Raw genomic sequence first — 23,707 nt, forward strand, 5'->3', positions numbered from 1 at the left:
GGGCAGGGGTGAGCATGTAGGGCGGATGCCCGGCCGGGCGATCCGCCTATCGTGGGGCGGAACCCGAAAGAGCCGGTTCCGCCCTACGCCTTGAACCGAATGACGAACACATCTCTCTCCCTGGGAGAGGGCTAGAGCGCGGACCGGTGTTGTGGCTCCCACTCCACATCGCGCATCGGCCCGTGCACTGGTCCCTGTCCCAGGGAGAGAGAAAACCGAGTAAAGATATGAACAGCCCGAAAGCCATCAGTCTCGAACCCCGCAACAGCGGTTTATTGATCGAACACGACGTCATCCCGGCCCAGGTGGTCAGGGACGAACCCGGCGTCAGCATCCGGGATTACCTGGATCTGCTGTGGGAAGGCCGCAGGACGCTGGGCCTGGCCGCGGGCACATTCGCCGGCACCGCCCTGCTCTATTTGCTGCTGGCCCCGCCGACCTACAAGGCCGACGCCCTGCTGCGCATCGACAAGAACAAGGCCTTGCTCACCGCGCCGCTACGCAGCGAAAACAACAAAGCGCCCGCCGAAGCCGAAAACCCCCGGGCGGCACGCGAGGCGGAAATCCTGCGTTCCCGCTCGGTGCTGGGCAAGGTGGTGCAAAGCCTCAATCTGTCGGTGGAAGCCGAGCCGGTCCATTTCCCGCTGCTGGGCGAACTGCTCGCCCGTCGTCACGACGCCCGCGACGGCGTGGCCGGTGCGTGGTGGGGCTTCGGCCGCTGGGCCTGGGGCGGTGAGAAGCTCAAGATCGGCGAATTCGTCGTACCGGACCGTTACTACGGCAAGGAATTCACCCTGACGGTGCTCGAAGGCCAACGCTACGAATTGAGCGATCCAGACGGCGAGACCTTGCTGGAAGGCCAGTTGGGCCAGGCGGGCAAGGCCGAGCTCAAGAACCAGGAGCCGCTGTCCATCCGCATCGACGAACTCAAGGCCCGTCCCGGCGAGCGTTTCGTCCTGAGCCGGCAGTCCCAGCTCACCACCATCGACAACCTCAAGAAAGCCTTCAGCGTGAAGGAAGCCTCCAAGGATACCGACATCCTCAATGTCGAGTTGAAAGGCCGCGATCCCCAGCAACTGGCCCAGTCGGTCAACGACATTGCCAACACCTACGTGCAGGCCACGGTGAACTGGGAATCGGCCGAAGCCGGCCAGAAGCTGGCATTCCTGGAAAACCAGCTGCCGGTGATCAAGGATCGCCTGGAAAAATCCGAAGCGGCCCTGAGCGCATTCCGCGAGAAGCACGGCGCGGTGGACATCTCCACCGAGGCCGAAGTGCTGCTCAAGCAATCCGCCGAGATGGAAACCATAGGCATACAGCTCAAGCAGAAATTCGAGGCGCAGAACCAATACCTGGAAGGCGCCCATCCTGAAATGATCGCCACCAAGGCACAGATCGCCCGTGTGGAAAAGAAGCTGGCCGACATCAACCGCCGCATCAAAGACTTGCCGCACACCCAGCAGAACATGGTGAGCCTGTCACGCGACGTGCAGGTCAACACCGAGCTCTACACCCAGCTGCTCAACAGCGCGCAGGAACAGAAAGTGGCGGCGGCCGGCTCCATCGGCAATTCACGCATCGTCGACTATGCGGTGGTGCCCGAGAAGCCCAGCTGGCCCAAACCCTTCATCGTCCTGCCCCTAGCCGTACTCCTGGGACTGACCACCGGTGCCGCGTCCCTGTTCATGCGTAACTCCCTGCGCCGGCACGAAAACTACCCAGCCCTGCTGGAGTACAAGGTGGGCTTGCCGCTGTTCGCCGCCATCCCGCACAGCAAGACCCAGCGCCGCCTGGCCCGGTCGGAAGGCGGCCCGGACAGCCGGACCGCGGTACTGGCGACGCGCGACGGCGACGACATCTCGGTGGAGTCGCTGCGCAGCCTGCGCACCACGCTGGAGACCACGCTGGCCAGCCACGAGAGCAAGGTCATCATGATCAGCAGCCCGGCACCGGGCATGGGCAAGTCCTTCGTGACGTCCAACCTCGCCAGCCTGCTGGCCAGCATCAAGAAGCGCGTGCTGGTGATCGACGCCGATCTGCGCAACGGCCGACTGAACGAGGCTTACGGCACCGAACGCGGTCCCGGCCTGAGCGAGCTGATGGCCGGCGAGGCGGCCTTGGGCGACGTGATCGTCACCCTGCCCCATGCCGGCGTGGACTTCATTCCGCGCGGACGCAACATCACCAGCCCGGCCGAGCAACTGGCCCTGGGCGACCTGGAGCACTGGCTGGACGAGATGAAGGCGTTCTACAACCACATTCTGATCGACTCCCCGCCCATCCTGGGCGCGACCGACGCGGCCATCATCGGCAAACAGGCCGACGCCACCTTCCTGGTGGTCAAGGAAGGCCGCTACACCGCCCAGGAACTGGAAGTCAGCCACCGCCGCTTCCGCCAGGCCGGCATCAAGGTGCAGGGTTTCATCATGAACGACATGAAGGAAGGATCTTCCTCTTACCCGTATTACGGGTATGCGTATCCGAAGACGACTTGAATGATGACTTGTGGGAGCGGGCTTCAACCCGCGATTGACGGGAAAACTCGGGTGTCGCTGACGCGACGGTTTTTGGATCGGGTTCCCGCACCCGAGGGCGGAATACTTTCTTTTGCGTGGCCAAAAGAAAGTATTCAAAGAAAAGGCCGCCCGGTTGCCGCGAGAGCCCCTGCGCTGCTCCCTTTCGCCGGGGGGCGATCGAAGGGGCCTCCCAGCCCCTCGATCGCCGAGCCGCATCCCTGCTGCTCCCCTTCGGGCGGCCTTATTCAATCCGCCCGAAGGGCTCAGCCGGCGAAAGCTCCGCTGCTCGGCGCGGCAAACGGGACCAGGAAAGCTGGCTGGCTCTAGGTCTTTGACTTTGCCCCCCGTTCAGCCGCGCTGAGCATCGCAGCTTGTTCGGCGGATAAACCCGCAGGGGCACGCGAGGGATCGCGTGCGTCGCCCGAGGTACACGGATGTGCCTTCGGGCGACCCCGCCGAACAAGCGAGAAGCGCAAGGGGCGAGCCGACAGGCGAGCGGGCAAACCCTGGATGGTTTGCCCTGGGCTTGCAAGCGAAGCAGGACTGCGTAGCGCGGCAAGTCGCGGCTGCCGGGTGCCTTTTCTTTTGGTTACTTTTCTTTGGGCAAGCAAAGAAAAGTAACTCGCCTTCGGGGGCGAAACCCCGATTCAAAAACCGTCGCGTCAGCGACACAAACTAACGACAAACGGCCAAACCGACCAACAACCTAGAACAACCCAAAAATGCGCGTCCACCTAGAATCCCAAACCCCCTACCTCCTGTTCGCCCTGGTCAGCGTGTCCGCCCTGGCTTCGCTGCCGCAGGTGGAGTCCGCCTGGAACGGGGTCAAGGAGGTCTACGGCGAGCAGGATTTCGGGCTGCGCATCCTGCGCGAGCTGACGCTGGTACTGGTGCTGGGCTGGGCGGCGCTCGATCCGCGCTTCTGGCGCATGCTGGCGACCTCCAAGGTTTCGGCCTTCCTGCTGGTACTGGCGGCTTACTGTCTGGCGGAAACCGGCTACGCGATCTATCTGGGTCTGCCTTCGGTGGTCCCCTTGGCGGGCCTGCGGGTATTCGAATACCTGCCGATCGCGCTGCTCGGCTATCTGATCGCCCAGTTGAACGCCGGCGTAAAAGTCCTCGCGACCTTCGTGAAACTGCTGCGGCTTTACGTGCTCTTGCAGGCTTGCCTGGCCGTCACCCAGGCCTTGTGGGCACCGGCCTTGTTCGGCGTGTCCCTGCTGGGCGGCGGGCGGCCTTTCGGCACTTTCGTCAGCCCCAACCTGTTCGGCGCGGCCATGTCCACCTGCACCCTGTTCTTCGCCCTGGCGCGTTTGCCGGGCCACGGCAAGTGGATGGCGCTGAGCCTGTTCCTGGCCCTGCTGAGCGGTTCTCGCACGGCTTTCATGACCGGGATGCTAGTGGTGTTCTTCCAGATCTACCAAAACACCCGCGCGCGCGACCGGTGGGCGCTCTGGCTACCCGCGCCGCTGTTGGCGGCTGGCGCATTGATCCTGGCCTCCAGCCCGCTATTGAGCGGACGCGAAGACGCCGACCTGAGCAAGGAAGGCCGCCTGACGCTATGGCAAAACTTGCTCTCCAGCCAGATCAACGACACGGCCGACCTGTTGTTCGGCTGGGGTCTGGGGCTGGGTTCGAACACCGTCAACGTGGTGTTCGGCGAAGGCCATTTCCCCGGTCAGTTCGACTCGGACAGCCTCTACCTCTATCTGCTCAACGGCTACGGGCTGCTGGGGCTGCTGGCCTACCTGGCATTCGTCGGGTTCTCGGTCAAACTGTCCGGCTTTCGTCAGCGCGGACTGGCGATGACCTTCATCTTCGTCGCCGGCCTGCCCTTCAATCTGTGGGAATACTTCCCGCAGAACGCCATGTTGATGTTCCTCTGGGGCCTGGTGCTGGGCACGGATCGTACCTCCGTAGGATGGGCAGAGCGCAGCGTGCCCATCGGGGCTCCGAATGATGGGCACGCCTACGGCTTCGCCCATCCCGCCGAGGACGAACGATGAGCGCGGCGGAAGCGTTAGTCTCCACGGGCGAGCGGCGCCGCGGTCTGGTGGACGGCGCCTGGGCCCTGCTGGGCCAGGTCGGTTCGGGCCTGCTGCTGCTCGCCGGCACCCGGTTGACGACCGAGCTGGTCCCGCCCGAGGTGTACGGTCAGGTTGCCTTATTCAACGGACTGGTCGGGCTGGGCGTGACCCTGCTGGCCTATCCCCTGGTTTCGGCCGCCATGCGCCTGCTGCCCGAATATCAATACCTGGGCGGCAAAAACGCATTCATCGGCGGTCTGCACCGCTTGATGGGCATCGCGATGTTGCTGGCCTGTCTGCTCTATGCCTCCGGTGCCGGCCTCTATCTCTGGCAGTACCGCGACGATGCCCTGCCCTGGCTGGCGGCCGGTGCGTTGCTCGTCGTGACCATGCAGCGCGAACTGGGCATACACCTGTTGATAGGCGAGCGTCGCCAGCGCGAGGCGAGCCTGTGGCAGACCGCCGACAGCCTGCTGCGGCCGACGCTCGCGATCCTTCTGGTCTGGTCGCTGGGCGCCCAAGCCCATCTGGTGCTCGCCGGCTACGCCCTCGCCGGCCTGCTGGGCTATGCCTGGAGCGGACGAAACCGGACGGCGAACGCGTATTCCCCGGAGACCGACGGGGCGGTTCGCCGCGACATCCTGCGCTACGCCCTGCCGCTGCTGCCGATGGAGCTGATGTCCTGGTTCAATGCGCTGGGCGACCGCTACGTCGTCGGTTATTACCTCGGCCCGCAGGACGTGGGCCTTTACGCGGCGGTCTACACCCTGACCAACGAAGCCTTCCACCGCGCCGCCATCGTACTGCTGCGCAGCTACCAGCCGGTTTATTTCGCCGATCACAGCCACCGCCGCACCAAGCAGGCCACGAAGACCTGGTGGCTCTGGATTTTGTCCGTTGTGGTCATGGGAGCCGCGGGGGTCACCGCCCTGTTCTGGCTCAAGGACTGGGTGGTGGGGCTACTCCTCGCCCCGGCCTACCGCGCCGGCGCCGAACTGATGCCCGTCATCGGCCTGGGCTGCGCCTTGCAGGCACTGGCTACGGTCATGGCGCAGCCTCTATACGCCCGCAAGGCCACCCGCCGGCTGATTCCCGGCCGCCTGGCCGGCACCCTCACCGCCGTCATCGCCCTGCCCTGGCTGGTGTCCTCGGAAGGATTGATGGGTGCGGCCACGGCGGCGCCGGTTTATTTCGGCGTGGAAGCCTTGGCGATGGGTTTGATGGCCAGGCCTTGGAGGGGTTCGTGTCGCTAACGCCAGCTCTATTTGTATCGGGTTTCCCGCACCCGAAGGCGGAATACTTTCTTTTGCGTGGCCAAAAGAAAGTATTCAAAGAAAAGGCCACCCGATTGACGCTTGTTTCCTGCGCTGCTCCCTTTCGCCGGGGGTCGATCGAAGGGGCATCCGAGCCCCTCGATCGCCGCGCTTCATCCCTGAAGCGCCCCTGCGGGCAATTTCCGGCGAAAGCTCCGCTGCTCGGCGCGGCAAACGGGACCAGGAAAACTGGCTGGCTCCAGGTTTTTGACTTCCATTCCCGTTCAGCCGCGCTGAGCATCGCAGCTTGTTCGGCGGACCAGCCCGCAGGGGCAGGCGAGGGATCGCGTGCGGCGCCCGAGGTACATGGAGGTACCTTCGGGCGACCCCGTCGAACAAGCGAGAAGCGCAAGGGCTTACGCGGCTGCCGGGTGGCCTTTCTTTTGGTTACTTTTCTTTGGCCACGCAAAGAAAAGTAACTCGCCCTCGGGGGCGAGACCCCGATTTAAACAACCGTCGCGTCAGCGGCACAAAAAAAGCCCATGGCCAACATCAAATTCCAAGAACACCGTCTATGAAAATCCTCCTGATCGGTAACCACCCCCACGACCACAGCAACAGCCTCAGCATGGGCCTGTTCGCCGACTGTCTCCACCGCGGCCTGCTAGAGCAGGGCCACGAGGTACGGCTGGTGCGTCCGCGCGGACGGATGTGGCGCACCGGACGTAGCGGCGGTTGGCAGGGCAAGTGGGCGAAATACGTCGACCAGTTCATCCTGGCCCAGCCGGAATTGCGGCGCCACGAGACTTGGGCGGACGTGGTGCATGTCTGCGACCACTCCAACGCCCCCTTTCTCAGCTATCTCCAGGGCAAACCCAGCGTGGTCACCTGCCACGACACCATCGGCCTCAAGCGCGCCCTGGGGCATTACCGCGAGGAAAAAGCCGGCCTGCTGGGCCGCGTGTTACAGGCCTGGACCGCGCGCAACCTGCGCAAGGCCAGCCGCATCGCCTGCGTTTCCAACACCGTCGAAAGGGAACTCACATCGCTGCTGCCACTGGATCCAGGGCGCCTATCGACGGTCTACAACGGCCTCAATCAACCCTATCACCCTATGGGCGCGGCCGAAACCGAAGACACGCTACGAGATTTGGGCATAGCGCCGGACCTTCCGCTGGTATTGCACGTGGGTAGCGACGAGTGGAAGAAAAACCGCCGCGCGGTCGCGGAAATCTTCGCCGAACTCCGACGCATGGATCATCCCCTGGCGGGCCAACTGGTTTTCGTCGGCGCGCCGCTGGAAGAGCCCCTGCGGCGCTATTTGCAACAAGCCGGCCTGCAAGACGCGGTCAGCCACCGCCATCACTTGAGCGGATCCCAATTATGCGCACTCTACTCCCGCGCCGGGCTGTTCCTGTTCCCATCGTTGTACGAAGGCTTCGGCTGGCCCATCATCGAAGCCCAGGCCTGCGGCGCGCTGGTGGCGACCTCGGACCGCGACCCCATGCGCGAAGTGGCGGGCGCAGGCGCCATCCTCATCGATCCGCAAGACCCGGTGGCCGCCGCCGAGCGCATCGCCGGCAAGACCGAAAGCCGGCTGGAAACCCTGCGCCTGAACGGCCTCGCCAATGCACGGCGCTACACCCCGGAAGCGATGATCAAGGGCTATGTGGCGCTTTATGAGCACACACTGGACGAGCTTTGTAGGATGGGTGTAGGCGCAAGCCGTAACCCATCGATCACCGTCGAAAATGATGGGTTGCGCTACGCTGCACCCATCCTACCGGTCGTCCGGGTGCGCGGCCATGAGTAAGGCCATCACCGTGGTCATCCTCACCCAGAACGAGGAACGGACCCTGGACCGCTGCCTGACGGCGATACCGGCCGGCTATCCGGTCGTGGTGCTGGACTCCGGCAGCACCGACGGCACTCTGGCCATCGCCGAATCGCTCGGCGCCCGCGTCTGCCACCATGCCTGGGAAGGCTACGCCCAGCAGCGCAACCATGCTTTGCAGCATTGCAGCATCGCCACCCCGTGGGTGTTGTTCATCGACGCCGACGAGGTGTTCTCCAGGGAATTCTTCGACTGGGCGGATGGCGCGCTGGAAAGCGAGTTGGCCGAGATCGACGCGGTCATGGTGCCTTCCTATTTCTATCTGCGCGGCAAGCGATTGAGCCACGCGCCCGGTTATCCCATCGTGCACGCCCGGCTGCTGCGGCGCGAAACCGTCCGCTTCCTGTCGCACCACGAAGGCGGATTCGGCGAGAACATCCAGGCCGGCTGCCGCATCGCCTATGCCAGCATTCCCTACGAGCACTATTTCTACGACGGCGAATTGCTGGAATGGCTGCACAAGCACGTAGCCCACGCCAACCGGGAGATCCGCGTCCATCACGAGGGCATCATCCTCAACCCACGCAAGCGCCTGAGCCTGCTGCTCGGCAATTCCTTCTGGAAAGCGCCGGCCCGGTTCTTCTACCACTACGTCCTGCGCGGCGGTTTCCTGGACGGCAAGGAAGGCCTGGAGTTCTCGCTGATGTTCGCCTGGTACGAATTCACCAAGTTTTTGTTGGCTCGGTATGCAAATCAGTGAAGTGTTGCTGACGCAACGGTTCTTTGAATCGGGGTCTCGCACCGGAAGGCGAGTTCCTTTTCTTTGCTTGGCCAAAGAAAAGGAACCAAAAGACAAATCTGCCGGGAGCAGATTTGGGCGCCTCTGGCACGCGAAGCGCGAGCGCCTGGATGGCGCGAGTCAGCGGCCACCCGACAGCCGCGAAAGCCCCTGCGCTCTTACGAAAGCCATCCTGGCTTTCGCCCTGCGGGCCAGCCTTCGGCTGTTCAAATTCGTTTCCGATGAATTTGTCGCTTGCCGGGCGGGATTAGAAAGCCAAAGAACAAAGAGCGCGCAAGTTATCACAGGGGACCGCATGTCTTTTGTTTTCAGATCCCGTTTGCCGCGCCGAGCAGCGGAGCTTTCGCCGGGATCGGCCCGAAGGGGAGCCTCAGGGATGCGGCTCGGCGATCGAGGGGCAGGAGCCCCTTCGATCGCCCCCCGGCGAAAGCGAGCAGCGCAGGGGCTCTCGCGGCAACCGGGTGGCCTTTTCTTTGAGTACTTTTTTTGGCCACGCAAAAGAAAGTATTCCGCCTTCGGGTGCGGGAACCCGATTCAAACAACCGTCGCGTCAGCGACACCAAAACCCAAAACATCCCAACACGAGAGACAAGCCCATGGATATCGGCATCATCGCCACCCACGTTCCCCCGGCCTTAGGCTACGGTGGCGTCGCCACGACGGCGGGAATATTGACCCGTGCCTGGTCCGAGCAGAGGCGGAAGATCGCCGTCGTCGCCTCGGACGAATCCATAGAACGCCGACTGAATCCGGAGGACGTGCTCATGGGCAAAGACACCGACGTGCGCCTGTACCGAAGCTACGGGTTCCGCCGCTGGGGTTTCGGGCTCGGAGCAATACCCGCCATCTACAAACTCTGCAAGCAAGCGCCGGTGGTTTACATCCACGGCATCGCGACCTGGCCCTGCACCCTGGCGGCCTGGCTCTGCCGGCTGATGAACAAGCCCTATATGGTCGCCCTGCACGGCGGCCTGATGCCGGAGCACCTGACCCTGATACGCCGTAGCAAGCCGCACAAATGGCTTTATTACAAGTTCATCACCTTCCCCAGCCTGCACCGCGCGCTGGCCATCCATTGCACCAGCGAAACGGAAATCCAGGGTGCCCGGGAAGCCTTGGGAGTAGACGCCCACGTCCTGCTCGTCCCCAACGGGGTCGACAGCCGGGATGTCGCGGTGGCTCCGCCGCCCGCGCGGGAAGGATTGCAGATCTGTTTCCTGGGTCATATCCAGGCGGAAAAGGGCATCAATGCCTTCATCCGCGCCTGGCTCCAGGTGCGCAGGCCTCATGACCGGTTGGTCGTGGCGGGGCGCAGCGTAGATGCCGCCTATTTCCACGAATTCGAAAGCCTGATAGAACAGGCCCAAGGCGCGGTCGATTACCGCGGCTATCTGTCGCGTACCGAAGTGAACCAGCTGCTGGCCGAGAGCCATTACCTGGTGCTGCCATCGGGACTGGAGGAAAGCGGCGGCATGCGGGAGAACTTCGGCAACGTGGTGGCCGAAGCCATGGCGGCCGGCCGGCCGGTGCTCGTGGCACGAGGTCTGGCCTGGGACGAAGTCGAAGCGCAAGGCACCGGCTATGTGTTCGAGCGTAATGCAGCTTCGGTGATGCAGATCCTGCGCAAGATCCAGGGACTCGACGCCGCATCCTGGCTCGCGCTGTCACTAGCCGCGCGCCGCTACGTCGAAACCCGGCTCGACCCCGTCAAGTTGGGCGAGCGGGTCTGGCAGGTTCTGAGCGCCTCCGGCGATCAACCCTCCGTCACCCTGAATCGGGAGGCGTCGGCCCATGACTAAGATCGCCCTCATCGTGCCCACCCTCAACGCCGGCGAACGTTGGCGCGATTGGCTGGACGCCCTCGGCGCCCAGACGCTCCGGCCGGACCTGCTGCTGGCCATAGACTCCTCCTCGAGCGACGACACGGCCGCCATGGCCGTAGCGTACGGCTTCGAGGTGCGCGTCATCAGACAAGAGGAGTTCAACCACGGCGCGACCCGCCAGCGGGCGGTGGACAGCTTGCCGGGTGACGTCGGCATCGTGGTCTTCCTCACCCAGGACGCCCTGCTCGCGAGTCCGAACGCCCTGGCCGAACTGATCGAGTCCTTCGACGACGAGGCGGTAGCCGCGGCCTACGGCCGGCAATTGCCCCATACCGACGCCGGCCCCATCGGCGCCCATGCGCGGCTGTTCAACTACCCTGCGGTGAGCCAGATCCGGAGCTACGAAGACCGGAAGCAGCACGGCATCAAGACCGCCTTCATCTCCAACTCATTCGCCGCTTACCGGCGCGAGGCGCTGGCCGCGGAGGGCGGCTTCCCCACCGATGTCATCATGAACGAGGACACCTACGCCGCCGGCCGCATGTTGCTTGCGGGCTGGAAGATCGCCTACCGGGCCGACGCCGAGGTCCATCATTCGCACGATTACGGCCATGCGGAAGAATTCCGCCGTTATTTCGACATCGGCGTGTTCCACGCCCGCCATCCCTGGCTGCGCCAGCGCTTCGGCGAGGTGGGTGGCGAGGGCCGGCGCTACGTCCTGTCCGAACTGGCTTATCTGAAGCGGCACGCACCCCGGCTGATTCCTTCCGCCTTGCTGCGGAGCGGACTCAAATGGCTGGGCTATACGCTGGGCAGCCGCTGGCATACCCGCCTGCCGCTGTGTTTGAAAAAACGCTGTAGCCTGCACCGCGGCTACTGGAAAACGGCCGGAGCCCTCTCGTGAAAGCGCTCGCCGGCCTCGTGCTTCTGGGAATCGCGTGTAGCGCGGACGCCGGCGGCGCGGATCGCGCGGAGCTGGGTCGTCTGCGCGACCCCAATCCGGTCATCCGCCGTGAAGCCGCCGCGGCCCTCTCCGGGCAAGCCGATGGCGCGATCCTGCCGGCGCTCGTAGCGGCACTGGCCGACGCGGATGTCGAGGTACGCCGCCAGGCACTCGAAGGCCTGGGCGGCTACCGGGAGCCGGAAGCGGTTTCCGCTTTGCTCGAAGCCCTGGACGATCCCGACGCCACGGTGCAGCAGACGGCCGCCTCGTCCCTGAGCCGTATCGGTACTCCGGCGCTGGCCGGATTGCTGGAAGCTGCCGTGCGCGGCGACGCGGCCCGACGACTGGGCGCGGTAAGGGCGCTGGGCGGGCTGCAGGACGAACAAAGCCTGCAAACCCTGCTGCACGCGCTGAGCGACGAGGAAACGCCGGTCAGGGAAGCAGCCGTCGGCGCTTTGACCGGCCGGCATGACGATCGCTTGGTCGAGCCGGTCCTGTCGCTGCTTGGAGATGCCGATCCCGGCGTGCAGGGACGAGCGGCCTCGGTACTCGCCGGACTGAAAGACACCAGGGCCATCGCCCCCATGATCGCGGCCTTGCGCGATAGCGAAGCGAGCCTGCAGGGTCGGCTGGCGACGGCCTTGAGCGAGTTCGGCCCGGCCGCCGTTCCCGCCCTGATCGCCGCGCTGCAGGACGAAGACGCGGGCATGCAGGCCGGGGCCCTGTCGGCGCTAAGCCAGTTGGGCCCTACGGCTTTGCTCCCGCTCCTGGGCGAATTGGGCAGGACCTTTCCCACGTCTCACGAAAACCTTTACGAAGCTGTCAGGGCGCTGGGTACCGGGATAGACCGGCCTCTGCAAACAGCCCTGCGCAGTGCCGACCCGCGGCTGCGCACCGGCGCCGCACTCGTCCTCGGCCGGGAGGGAAGCCACGACGCCTATCGATCACTCCACCCCCTGTTGGACGATCCCGATTCCGGCGTGCGCGAGGCGGCCGGACTAAGCCTGTCCCGGCTGGAACCCGCGGCCCGGGACATCCTTCCTGCCGTACATTGAGGAATGCCATGAATATGCACCGCCACCCTTTCCTGAAAAACCCGATTCCCGCCCTCACGGCGACCGCCTTCTTGCTGGTTCTTCTCAACTTGGCCGGACTGGCCGCCAAATTTCACTGGAACGTCGCGCCCGACCACGGCTGGGTGGCGCTGTTCGACCTAGACCGGGAGCGCAACGTGCCCAGTGTATTTTCCACGGGACTGATACTGTATTGCGCGGCGCTTCTGGCCCTTATGGGCCGCGGAACTCCGGGTAAGAACAGGCTCGCCTGGCTGGGCCTCGCCTGCATCTTCGCCTTCCTCGCCCTCGACGAACTGGTCTCCCTGCACGAAAGGCTGATCGAACCCGTGCGCGCCGGTCTGCATGCGTCCGGGATATTCTATTTCGCCTGGCTGATCCCTTATGGCTTGGCGGTCGTACTGCTGGGCCTGGCCTATCTGCGCTTTCTCATGGGGCTGCCGCACTCCTTGCGCCGGACCCTGATCGTCTCCGCCACCGTTTACCTCAGCGGTGCCGTGGGCCTGGAACTGTTGGGCGGAGCCTATCTGGAAAGCCTGCACGATGCGCACAACCTGCCCTACGAACTGCTCACCACCCTGGAAGAAAGTCTGGAAATGGCGGGCATGATAGGACTCGCACGCGGGTTGTTGCGGTGGGAGCGGGCTTTAGCCCGCGGAGATCGCGGCCTGAGGGCCGCTCCCACCATGACCTATTTGGGCCGGGTTAATAGCTTTACCGAGCCTGCTCCATCCCCACGTCATAAGTTCCCTTCTGCGCCAGGCTATTGAGCTTGGCCCGGTGCAGAAACGCGGCCTGCGCCGCGGCGGCATTAGTTGCCTCGCCCTTCCATAAGGCCATGGGCGGTTCCTGCAGGGCGCGGGCATAGGAGAACGACAACAGCCAGGGCAGATGCGGGTAGCCTGCGTTCATGGCATTGAGGCGGGCGGTGGCTTCCTGCGGCGTCTGCCCGCCGGACAGGAAATTGATGCTGGACACGGCGGCGGGGACGGTGCGGCGCAGAATGCGTACGGTGCGCTCCGCCACTTCCACCGGGTCGGCTTTCACCGGATGCGCCTTGCCCGGGATCACCATGCTGGGCTTGAGGATGATGTATTCCAGTTGCACGCGGTGGCGCTTGAGGGCCAGGAACACTTCGTCCTGCACGGCTTCGGTGACGGTTTCGCTCTGCTCTATGCCGTGGTCCCCGTCGATCAGCACTTCCGGTTCGACGATGGGGACGATGCCTACCTCGTGGCAGATCGCGGCGTAGCGGGCCAAGACCTCCGCATTGGTTTGGACGGCCAAACGGCCGGGCAAGTCCGGGCCGACGGCGTAAACCGCCCGCCATTTGGCGAAGCGCGCGCCCTGGGCCTTGTAGCCGGCCAAGCGCTCGGCCAGACCGTCCAGACCCTGGGTCACTTTTTCGCCGGGCGCGTTGGCCAACCCGGTCAGACCCTTGTCCACCTTGATGCCCGGCACGATGCCCTGGCTTCGGGCGAGTTCCGGCAGCGGCGTGCCGTCGTCCGCCTTCTGGCCCAGCGTTTCTTCGTACAGGATCACGCCGGAAATGAACTCGCCCAGGCCCGGTGTGGAGAGCAGCAGTTGCCGGTAGATCCGCCGCGTCTCCTCGTTGCTGGCGATCCCTACCGCCTGGAAACGCTTGGTGATGGTCGGCGTGCTCTCGTCGGCGGCCAGTATGCCCTTGCCGCGCTGCACCATGTCGGCAATGGTAGCCTGCAGTTCGTCTCGAACGCTCATGGGATCACCTCATCGATGGACAAGCTTAAGGGTAGCTAGGCTACTCCGGATGACGGCTATTTCAACCGACACCGGCCGTCGTGACCCGTACCTATCCGGCAAACGGCTCGCGATTCTGCGGGAAATCAGGTCGGTCCGGCGCCCGGAAAGCTGAACAAGAGCAGCGAGGAGTCGTCGTCGAAGCGGTGCTTGTCCGCCAGATTGCAGATATTGCGAAAAATCGCCTCGGGCTGACCCGCGCCGGCGCGCTGCCGGCCTTCGAGCAGACGGACGAACTCGGCCCAGCTCCACACGTCGCCGTTCACGGTAGTGATTTCGTACAAGCCGTCACTGTAGAGGTAAACCCGCACGTCGGGCGGCAAAACGACCGTGCTTTCCTGATAGACCAGGTTCGCGACCATGCCGATGGGGGGATCGTCGCTGCGCAGGCTCGCGCGATGCCGGTGTTCGGTATCGAACACCAGGGCGGGTGGATGTCCCGCGCAGGCAAAGCTTAGTGTCCGGTTGGCCGGCTGGTAGACGCCATACCAGAGTGTGAAATACATGTCGCCGTAAAGCTCCATGGGCATGGCCATGTTCAAGGCATTCAGCACGTCGGCCGGGCGGGTGAGGTCGACGTCCAACAGGGCGCGCTGGCGCAGCAGATTGAACACCGAAACGGAATGCAGTGCGGCGCCGACCCCGTGGCCGCAGACATCCAGCAGGTAGAAAGAAAAATGGCCTTTATCCAGCCAGCCGTAATCGAAGATATCACCGCCGAGCGAGGCCGAGGGCAGAAAATGCCATTCGGCGATCACCGGCCCTTCGCGCAAAGGGGGTGGAATCAGGGTTTGGACATAGGTCGCCGCGTGCAGCAACTCCTTGCTCAACTCATCCGAGCGCCGCATGTCGTCCCGCCGCCGGTATTCGTGGTACAGGAGGTGGTTGCCGACCTGCAGGGGAACGTGGATCGGCCACTCCACCTTGCCTGTGGTTTTTCGTCCATCGACGAAGGTACCGTTGGTGGAATTCAGGTCGGTCACCCACACCCTGCCCTGTTCGAAGCGGATCAGGCAATGCCAGGCGGAGACATAGGGATCGGCAAGGGTGAAGCGATTGCCGTCGTGCCGGCCCACGCTGATGGGGGCGAGCCCGATCTCGATTTTCTTCCCGGCTTCGGCTCCCTGGCTCACGACGACATAGTGGGCGATATCCGCGGGATGTTCTTTGCGAACCCCACCCGGAAAACGCTGTATCAGCGTGGTATCGTCATTGATCATCTCTGCCGGCTCCTGTTCGGCTAGTGGGCAGGAAGCGCGATAAGGCTCCCGTGACAACCCGTCGTGTCACACAAACACCCCGCGTTAGCAGTATGGCAACATCGTGGGGAAACGCATACGCATGTCCGGGCCGGAGCACTCATCGACACGGATGCGAGACGGACGTCCGCCGGCTTGGGCGAAGAGCTGCCCTGAAAGGGCCGGATTATTAATCAGGCCCGTAAATACCCTCCTGGTATTTCGGGCCAAGGCCAAGGCCGGTCACGCCCGGCCTTGGCTCACGCGGCCTGTCGCCGCGCCGGGGCATCCCTGCCCCGGATTAACCCGGCCCATTTATGGGTCGGGTTAATAACCGCAATGGCCGGCAAGCCACGCCCGCAAAATCGGCTCCAGTTCGGCAGGTGCGAGCGGAGCGCCGGGAAATCGATGCCGCAGCCGCCTCCCCGCGCGCCGATAGTCGACGCCGTATGCATCGAGTCCCGCAATCTCGACCCCGTCGGGGATAGCACCGGCCAACGCAGTCAGCAGATTTTCTTCGTCTTCGGGAGGCAGGATCGCCCGATCCTCCAGTTCCCCGGCCTGTATCCAGCCCATTTGTCCGAAGCCGGCGACAAAACGGACCCGCTCGGCCCGCAAGCGGTAAAATCCGAAATCGGCGAAATCGATGTATTGCGCGGCATCCGGGTTATAGCGCAGCCAGCGTCGCCGCAAGGCCTCACCGCTCGGCACGGGCACCACATCGCCCAGCCAGGTAGCGCGCGGTCCAGCCAGTACATCCGGACCGTCCCCCTCGAACAGCAAGAGGCTGGCACGGCTATCCTGTTGCAGATTTCGGGTATGCTCGGCCAGCCGGCTGATGAAAAACACCGGCCGGTGGGCTTCGTCGGGCACATAAGGCAAGACGCTCGCGAACGGATAGCCGGGCATCGCTTTGCTCTGGCTGGCGAGCACGCCGTAGGGCCGCTCGTGCAGCAGGCTGATCAGCTCATCGATCGTCTCGGTCATGGTGGCGATGCGGCCATGGCAGGACGTGCGTCGCCGAAACCGGCCGCCATTCGGACTGCTTCGAAATCAGGCCGACTCCAGGCCGTCGAGATATTTCTCGGCATCCAGCGCGGCCTGGCAGCCCACACCGGCGGAAGTGATGGCTTGCCGGTAGACTGAATCGGCCACGTCGCCGGCGGCAAACACGCCGGGTATGTTGGTCGCGGTCGCATTGCCTTCGCTGCCGCCCTTCACGATCAGATAGCCGTTCTTCATGTCCAACTGGCCGGCGAACAACTCCGTATTGGGCGAATGGCCGATGGCGATGAATACGCCCTCCAGCGCGATGTCCTTGGTGGAGCCGTCCACCACGTTCTTGATGCGCATGCCGGTCACGCCCATGTCGTCGCCCAGGACTTCGTCCAGCGTGTGATTCCATTCGATCTCCACATTCCCGGTTTTCGAGCGCTCGACCAGCTTGTCGGACAGGATCTTTTCCGAGCGGAACTTGTCGCGCCGATGCACCACGGTCACCTTGGCCGCAATGTTGGACAGGTAAAGCGCCTCTTCGACCGCCGTGTTGCCGCCGCCGATCACCGCGACATGCTTGTTGCGATAGAAAAATCCGTCGCAGGTTGCACAGGCCGAAACGCCGCGCCCCTTGAAGGCTTCTTCCGAATCCAGCCCCAGGTAGCGGGCGGAAGCGCCGGTGGCGATGATGAGCGCATCGGCGGTGTAGACCCCGGAATCGCCGGTCAGCTTGAACGGCCGCACCGACAAGTCGGCGGTGTGGATGTGGTCGAAGATCACCTCGGTCTCGAAACGCTGGGCATGCTTGAGCATGCGTTCCATCAATTCCGGCCCCTGCACGCCCTCGGCGTCGCCCGGCCAGTTGTCGACATCGGTGGTGGTGGTCAATTGACCGCCCTGCTGAATGCCGGTGATCAATACCGGCTTCAGATTGGCGCGCGCGCCGTATACGGCGGCGGTGTAACCGGCCGGACCGGAGCCCAGGATGAGCAACCGGCTGTGTCGCGTTTCAGTCATGTCGTTTCTCTCAATTAGCGCCGTCTAGGGGCAATGGGGCGGCCGATACCGCCGTCGCAAACCGGGCCCTAGTATGACCAAGCCGCCCCGACTGCGTAAACACTGACGGTCTGAAACACAGTCGCTCCGAATTGAATCGGCTTGCCAAAACAGCGCCGATTCTAAACAATACCGAAAATTGCATATTTATTTGATTTGGTGAGCATTTTGGCGGAAGCAGATAAGAAAATCCTCCCACCTACCGAGATTAATCTCTCGCTGACGCGCGGACTGCGCGAAATCGGCCTGCTGGGCTACGGCGCCATTGCCCTGTTTTTTTTCATCAGTCTGGCCACTTTCGACCTGGAAGACGCGGGCTGGTCGCACTCCGGTTCGGGCCGACCCATCGCCAATGGCGCCGGGGCCATCGGTGCCTGGCTGGCGGACATCAGTTTTTCCCTGTTCGGGCTGATGGCCTTTCTGTTTCCCTTCCTGCTGGCCGGCTATGGCTATGCCTTGTTCAAGGGCGAGCACAGCCGGGCTCCGGCGGGCTGGGGCACGCGGCTCCTGCGCTGGTTCGGCCTGCTCGTCGCCATGACGGCGGGATCGGCCGTCGCCGATCTTCACCTCTGGCGCGTGCCCTTCGCCCTGCCGCAGACCAGCGGCGGCATCGTGGGCCAGGAGTTCTCCAAGCTGTTGCTCGGCGGCTTGGGCCGCACCGGAGCCACGGTGATATTGTCGGCCGCCGTCCTGGCCGGTATTTCGCTCTTCACCGGGCTCTCCTGGCTGAAAGTGATCGACGCGGTCGGCAAGGCCGGGCTGTTGATCACGAATGGGTTTTTCGCGGTATTTATTCCTAGAAGTCAGAGTCAGACGGCAACGGAAACGACAATGGCCCCGGCCGAACCCTCGCCGGAAAGCCTCGTGCGCGAAAAGGCCAAGCCGGTTCGGCGGGAGCCGACACCCGCGCCAGCGGCCCACACCGCCCAAGCCTCGACCGTTACGGAAGCCGCTCCGGCTTCGTTCAAGATTGCGCCGGCCAAGAAAGCCAAGAGCCAGCCTGCGCTCCCTCCGCTCAATCCCGGCGCCCTGCCCCCCCTGGATCTGCTGAATTCCCACGCGCCCAAGATCAAAGGTTACACGCGGGCGGCCCTGGAAGAGATGTCCTTGCTGCTGGAGTCCATCCTCAAGGATTTCGGGGTGGAAGCGCAGGTGGTCGAAGTTCATCCCGGTCCCGTCATTACCCGTTTCGAGATCCAGCCGGCGCCGGGCGTGAAGGTCAGCCGTATCAGCGGGCTGGCGAAAGACTTGGCCCGCACCTTGTCCGTGACCAGCGTGCGCGTGGTCGAAGTCATCGCCGGCAAATCGGTGATCGGCTTGGAGATCCCGAACGAGGAACGCGAAACCGTGTTGTTGCATTCGGTGCTCGCTTCGTCCGTCTATCAGCAATCCGCCTCGCCCCTGACCATGGTGCTGGGCAAGGACATCAGCGGAACCCCCGTGGTCGCCAATCTCGCGCGCATGCCTCACCTGCTGGTTGCAGGCACCACCGGTTCGGGCAAGTCGGTGGCGGTCAACGTGATGATCCTGAGCATGCTGTTCAAGGCCACGCCGGACGAAGTCCGCATGATCATGATCGACCCCAAGATGCTGGAGTTGTCGATCTACGAGGGCATTCCGCACCTGCTGACCCCGGTGGTCACCGACATGAAGGAAGCGGCCAACGCCCTACGCTGGTCCGTGGCGGAAATGGAACGGCGCTACAAGCTGATGTCCATGCTGGGCGTGCGCAACCTGGCCGGCTACAACCAGAAGGTCAAAGAAGCCATCGAAGCCGGCGAGCCGCTGCTGGATCCCATGTGGAACCCCAACATGGCGGTTTCCGACGAGGACGGTCCGCCGCCCCTGGGCCCTCTGCCCTTCGTGGTCATCGTAATCGACGAATTGGCCGACATGATGATGATCGTCGGCAAGAAGGTGGAGGAGTTGATCGCCCGCCTCGCCCAGAAAGCCCGCGCCGCCGGCCTGCACCTGATCCTCGCGACCCAGCGTCCTTCGGTCGACGTGCTCACCGGCCTCATCAAGGCCAACATTCCCACCCGCATCGCCTTCCAGGTGTCCTCGCGCATCGACTCTCGCACCATCATCGACCAGGGCGGGGCGGAAGCCCTGCTGGGCAACGGCGATATGCTCTTCCTGCCGCCCGGCACGGGGCTACCCATGCGCGCCCATGGCGCCTTCGTGTCCGACGAAGACGTGCACAAGGTGGTGGAATTCCTCAAGCGCACCGGCCCGGCACGCTACATCGACGAAATCACCCGCTTCAGTGAGGACTCCGGCGATTACGGCAGCTTCAAGGGCTCCGGCGGCGGAGAAGGCGGGGAGGAATCCGATGCGCTGTACGACGAGGCGGTGCGCTTCGTGACGGAAAGCCGCAAGGCCTCCATCTCCAGCGTGCAGCGGCGCTTCAAGATCGGCTACAACCGCGCTGCCCGCATGATCGAGGACATGGAAAAAGCCGGCATCGTGGGGGCGGCCGAAACCAACGGCTCGCGCTCGGTCATCGCCCCTCCCCCACCCTTAGACTAGAAAACACCGACTTGCTAAACGCCATATGGGCCGGCCTACTGCTGGCAGGACTGACTGCGGGGGCCGCCAAGGCGATTTGGACCGGCGATGCCTCCGTCCTGGACGCCATGCTGCAAGCCGTGTTCGCTACCAGCAAGCAGGCTTTCGAAATCGCCTTGGGGCTCACCGGAGCACTCACGTTCTGGCTGGGCATCCTGCGCATCGGCGAACAAAGCGGTTTCATACGTCTACTGACCCGCGGCTTGACTCCCCTATTTCGTCGTCTGATGCCGGAAATCCCGCCCGAACATCCGGCCATCGGCGCCATCGTCATGAATTTGTCCGCCAACGTGCTGGGTCTGGACAATGCGGCGACCCCACTCGGTATCCGCGCGATGCAGGAGCTGCAAAGCCTCAACCCCGAACCCAACCGCGCCAGCAACGCGCAAATCCTGTTTTTCGTCCTCAATGCGTCTTCGGTCACCTTGTTTCCCCTGAGCATCCTGGCATTCCGCTCGCTCATGGGGGCCGAGTATCCGGCCGATGTGTTCGTGCCCATACTGCTGGCCACATTCTGCTCCACGCTGACCGGCTTGCTGAGCGTGGCTTATATGCAGCGGCTGCGGTTGTTCCAGCCGGTGACCCTGGCTTATCTCGGCGGCATGACGGCCCTGGCGGCCGGACTGGCCTGGTATTTGTTCAGCCAGGATCAGGAGGTCATGCAACAACGCTCCGCGAACCTGAGCAGCACGGCTCTATTGGGATTGATCGCGCTGCTTCTCTGCGCCGCGTTTTATCGCCGGGTGGACGCCTATGCCGCTTTCATCGAGGGCGCCAAGGAAGGCTTCCACACCGCCATCACCATCGTCCCCTATCTGGTCGCCATGCTGGTGGCAGTGGCGATATTGCGTGCGAGCGGTCTGCTGGACTTCACGGCCGATGGCCTGCGCACCCTGGCAACGGCATTAAACCTGGACACCCGCTTCGTCGATGCCCTGCCGACCGCGCTTATCAAGCCGTTCAGCGGCAGCGGCGCGCGGGCCATGATGTTGGATACCATGAACAACTTCGGCGTGGACTCGTTCCAGGGCCGCCTCGCCACGCTGATCCAGGGCAGCACCGAAACGACCTTCTATGTGTTGGCCGTCTATTTCGGAGCGGTCGGCATACGCAACATACGCCACGCCGTGGGCTGCGCGCTCCTGGCCGATCTTGCCGGCGTCTTGGCCGCCATTGCCCTGGCCTATCGCTTATACGCCTGAAAAACCATTCGGCGAGACTCCGGGCAACGCGCTCATTCGCGGTGCATAAGTAGCCACACATGCACGAAACAGAAGCATAAATACCTTACTAACGCCATTCTCACATCACCGACTCGCCAAAGCCTGTTCGGCACGGTCTCGCTCAAAATGCTCCATAATTGGGCGACTCATCACAAAGACGCACGAAACATGAGCAGCCTCATCTTTCAAGTTACGCTTCAGTATTGATATTTAAGGTGATTTAACATTGGCATATCTGTTGCTTATTGCACGCCATGAGCAATTGCTTGTTTCTTCATTTTCACACCTCCGAGGACATCGCCATGTCACGTACTGTTCGACAGTATTTCCCATTGAAACCCCTACTGACCACTCTGACCCTTGCATCCATCAGCACCGCACACGCCGCCAGCGACCTTTACGAAGCCAAAGGGCTGCTGGAACTGGCGGGCAACCCCAACGAATCCTCGTTCCTGAAAAACCTGGGATTGACGGTGGGAGGCTGGATCAACGCCGGTGTCACCTACAATGCTAACGATCCGGGCAGCAAGTTCAACGGCCCGGTCACCTTCGGCGACCGCTCCAGCGAATTGCAGCTGAATCAGCTTTATCTTTACGTGCAGCGCGCGGTCAACGCCGGCGGCGACAGCTGGGACGTGGGCGGACGCTTCGACTTCATGTACGGAACCGACGCCGTATTCACCCAGGCCTACGGTTCACCCCGCGGTCACTGGGACTTGAACCTGATCAAGAACGGCGAGCGTTTCTACGACATCGCCTTGCCGCAGGCCTATTTAGAGATTTACGCACCCTTCGGCAAAGGCATCAGCGCCAAAATCGGCCATTTCTACACCATCATCGGCAACGAAGTAGTCACCGCTCCCGACAACTTTTTCTATTCGCACGCCTACACGATGCAGTACGGCGAGCCGTTCACCCACACCGGCATCTTGCTGAGCACCCCGCTCACGGATAATTTCACCCTGTCCGGCGGAGCCGTCACCGGCAGCACGACTGCGGGCTGGGACGGCGCCTGGGATAAGGGACTCGGCAACTGGGCATTCCTGGGCGGGGTGACCTGGACCAGCGATGACAAAGGCTCGTCCGTCGCGCTGACATCGACCAGCGGGGAGATTTCCGAGCAGGACAAGAACAACTGGAGCCTCTACAGTCTGGTCATCAAGCACGACATCATCGAAGGCCTGCACTACACCTTCCAACACGACCACGGCTGGGCGAATAAAGTCTTGGGCGGCACGCAGGACGCCGAGTGGTACGGCATCAACCAGTATCTAACCTACGACATACAGGACAACCTCGGCGTCGGCATCCGGGCCGAGTGGTTCCGCGACGACGACGGGTTCAGGGTCGCGTCTCCGGGCCGCACCCTGACGGCCTTCCCCGGAGCCAACAACTACTACGCTGTTACCGCCGGCTTGAACTGGAAACCGCTGAAATGGCTGGCTGTGCGCCCGAACGTACGCTACGACTGGTCGGACAATGCCGGCGCATTCGACAACGTGGGCAGCGCAGCCGCCGGGTATGCCGGAGCCAAGAAAGATCAGTTTTTGTTTTCTACCGACGTGGTCGTCTCGTTCTAAAGCCACCGTTAGGAACAAGGATGTTCCTTTCGAGCATAAAAAATGCGCCCTCGGGCGCATTTTTTGTGGATTTGCCTATGCCTCGTCAAGCGGCGGCTTCCATACACGCTTGTTCCATCTCCGTCCGCTCGCTGATGCTGCTACGCAATATCGCATGGGCGTCGGTCGCGCATTTGCCGCACTGGTCGCAAGCACCGAGGCACCTACGCAACTCCCGCATGCTGCTGACCCTGTCTTCGAACACCGCCTTGCGAATTTGGTGGTCCGTTACGCTCTTGCAGATACAGATGTACATGGGATGAACCGCTTGATGATGGGCTTGGCATCAAGCTTAGTACAACTGAGAATGTTTATCAACACCAGAGTATTTATTCCCGGCACACGCCGACCACCGCTCTAAATCTGCGACTGCAGGTAGTTCGGCAAGCCTAGCGTGTCTATCAGTCGCAACTGCTTTTCCAGCCACCAGGTGTGATCTTCCTCGGTGTCCTTCAAGAGTTTGAGCAATATGTCCCGGGTCTCGTAGTCCTGTACCGATTCGCAGAAAGCCATTACTTCGCGCAACTGGACCACGACCTCATGTTCCAGGGCCAGGTCGTTGCGCAAAATGCCGGGCACATCATCGCCCTCGTTCAACGGCGCGCGCGTGGCCAGGTCGGGATGCCCTTCGAGAAAAAGTATGCGGTTGATGAGCAGATCAGCGTGTCCTCGCTCCTCGGCCATTTCGTGGTCGATCTGGGTATAGAGCTTATCCAGCCCCCAGTCATGGAATTTGCGCGAGTGGATGAAATATTGGTCGATGGCGGTCAACTCGCCGGCAAGCAGGCGGTTTAGATGATCTATGACCTGGGGATTGCCTTTCATGTCGGTCTCCGGCTGCGTCTATTGATAGGCTGGCGTGGCTAGATTGAAGCAGAATTGCGTATACTAGTCACCCTTCTTCGTCCCGCCATTGGTAGCCATCCGAACGGCGACTCGCGCCAAGCGCGCGTATCCATG

18 protein-coding genes are annotated in these 23,707 nt (G+C 63.0%); 12 read left to right on the forward strand and 6 right to left on the reverse strand.

Translation table 11 applies throughout. The annotated features are described in order from the left end of the window. Window positions 1-227: 227 nt before the first annotated feature. The 9 genes from JWZ97_RS07225 (at window position 228) to JWZ97_RS07265 (ending at window position 13,038) form a co-directional block, all read left to right on the forward strand. Entirely contained in the window at window positions 228-2,495 is a 2,268-nt protein-coding gene (locus JWZ97_RS07225; protein ID WP_205434106.1) for a polysaccharide biosynthesis tyrosine autokinase, read from the forward strand. A gap of 743 nt (window positions 2,496-3,238) precedes the next feature. Beyond that, on the forward strand, window positions 3,239-4,522 hold the full coding sequence (locus JWZ97_RS07230) for an O-antigen ligase family protein (protein ID WP_205434107.1): 1,284 nt from the start codon (window positions 3,239-3,241) through the stop codon (window positions 4,520-4,522). Next, window positions 4,519-5,796, forward strand: a complete 1,278-nt coding sequence (locus JWZ97_RS07235) for a lipopolysaccharide biosynthesis protein (protein ID WP_205434108.1) — start codon at window positions 4,519-4,521, stop codon at window positions 5,794-5,796. The genes JWZ97_RS07230 and JWZ97_RS07235 overlap by 4 nt, the downstream gene beginning before the upstream one ends. 574 nt (window positions 5,797-6,370) lie before the next feature. Then, window positions 6,371-7,609 carry a glycosyltransferase family 1 protein gene (locus JWZ97_RS07240; protein ID WP_205434109.1) on the forward strand — a complete coding sequence of 413 codons (1,239 nt, stop codon included), beginning with the start codon at window positions 6,371-6,373 and terminating at the stop codon, window positions 7,607-7,609. Beyond that, complete coding sequence (locus JWZ97_RS07245) at window positions 7,602-8,390, forward strand: glycosyltransferase family 2 protein (protein WP_205434110.1); 789 nt, start codon at window positions 7,602-7,604, stop codon at window positions 8,388-8,390. The genes JWZ97_RS07240 and JWZ97_RS07245 overlap by 8 nt, the downstream gene beginning before the upstream one ends. A gap of 635 nt (window positions 8,391-9,025) precedes the next feature. Further along, window positions 9,026-10,228, forward strand: coding sequence for a glycosyltransferase family 4 protein (locus tag JWZ97_RS07250; RefSeq protein WP_205434111.1), 1,203 nt, complete (start codon window positions 9,026-9,028; stop codon window positions 10,226-10,228). Continuing rightward, window positions 10,221-11,156, forward strand: a complete 936-nt coding sequence (locus JWZ97_RS07255) for a glycosyltransferase family 2 protein (RefSeq protein ID WP_205434112.1) — start codon at window positions 10,221-10,223, stop codon at window positions 11,154-11,156. Before JWZ97_RS07250 ends, JWZ97_RS07255 begins: the two co-directional genes overlap by 8 nt. Beyond that, window positions 11,153-12,250 (forward strand): HEAT repeat domain-containing protein, encoded by a 1,098-nt coding sequence (locus JWZ97_RS07260; RefSeq protein ID WP_205434113.1) that lies wholly within the window; start codon window positions 11,153-11,155, stop codon window positions 12,248-12,250. Before JWZ97_RS07255 ends, JWZ97_RS07260 begins: the two co-directional genes overlap by 4 nt. An 8-nt stretch (window positions 12,251-12,258) precedes the next feature. Then, the gene (locus JWZ97_RS07265; protein ID WP_205434114.1) at window positions 12,259-13,038 is read left to right on the forward strand and encodes a hypothetical protein; all 780 of its coding nucleotides are present in this window, start codon (window positions 12,259-12,261) and stop codon (window positions 13,036-13,038) included. On the opposite strand, the gene JWZ97_RS07270 is transcribed toward JWZ97_RS07265, so the two are convergent. From JWZ97_RS07270 to trxB, 4 genes are all read right to left on the reverse strand, one after another. Continuing rightward, entirely contained in the window at window positions 12,983-14,008 is a 1,026-nt protein-coding gene (locus JWZ97_RS07270) for a class I fructose-bisphosphate aldolase (protein ID WP_205434115.1), read from the reverse strand. The two genes, JWZ97_RS07265 and JWZ97_RS07270, sit on opposite strands and share 56 nt — an antisense overlap. 125 nt (window positions 14,009-14,133) lie before the next feature. Then, a complete protein-coding gene (locus tag JWZ97_RS07275) occupies window positions 14,134-15,267 on the reverse strand; it encodes a SpoIIE family protein phosphatase (protein ID WP_205434116.1) in 1,134 nt (377 codons plus the stop codon). Between the two features lie 345 nt (window positions 15,268-15,612). Beyond that, a complete protein-coding gene (locus JWZ97_RS07280) occupies window positions 15,613-16,272 on the reverse strand; it encodes a HugZ family protein (RefSeq protein WP_205434117.1) in 660 nt (219 codons plus the stop codon). 66 nt (window positions 16,273-16,338) lie between these two features. Beyond that, window positions 16,339-17,298, reverse strand: coding sequence for a thioredoxin-disulfide reductase (gene trxB / locus JWZ97_RS07285; protein ID WP_205434118.1), 960 nt, complete (start codon window positions 17,296-17,298; stop codon window positions 16,339-16,341). A 207-nt stretch (window positions 17,299-17,505) separates the two neighbouring features. Between trxB and JWZ97_RS07290 the strand changes: the two genes are divergently transcribed. From JWZ97_RS07290 to JWZ97_RS07300, 3 genes are all read left to right on the forward strand, one after another. Beyond that, entirely contained in the window at window positions 17,506-19,866 is a 2,361-nt protein-coding gene (locus JWZ97_RS07290) for a DNA translocase FtsK (protein WP_305799102.1), read from the forward strand. Between the two features lie 11 nt (window positions 19,867-19,877). After that, window positions 19,878-21,107, forward strand: a complete 1,230-nt coding sequence (locus JWZ97_RS07295; RefSeq protein WP_240342526.1) for a nucleoside recognition domain-containing protein — start codon at window positions 19,878-19,880, stop codon at window positions 21,105-21,107. 323 nt (window positions 21,108-21,430) lie between these two features. Continuing rightward, entirely contained in the window at window positions 21,431-22,708 is a 1,278-nt protein-coding gene (locus tag JWZ97_RS07300; RefSeq protein WP_205434119.1) for a porin, read from the forward strand. Window positions 22,709-22,793: 85 nt separating this feature from the next. On the opposite strand, the gene JWZ97_RS07305 is transcribed toward JWZ97_RS07300, so the two are convergent. Then, a complete protein-coding gene (locus tag JWZ97_RS07305; protein ID WP_205434120.1) occupies window positions 22,794-23,003 on the reverse strand; it encodes a (2Fe-2S)-binding protein in 210 nt (69 codons plus the stop codon). Between the two features lie 101 nt (window positions 23,004-23,104). Next, window positions 23,105-23,572, reverse strand: a complete 468-nt coding sequence (bfr, locus tag JWZ97_RS07310; RefSeq protein ID WP_205434121.1) for a bacterioferritin — start codon at window positions 23,570-23,572, stop codon at window positions 23,105-23,107. Window positions 23,573-23,707 lie beyond the last annotated feature (135 nt).

Origin of the sequence: Methylococcus sp. EFPC2 (assembly GCF_016925495.1) — a bacterium.
In the GTDB taxonomy this organism is placed as follows: Bacteria; Pseudomonadota; Gammaproteobacteria; order Methylococcales; family Methylococcaceae; genus EFPC2.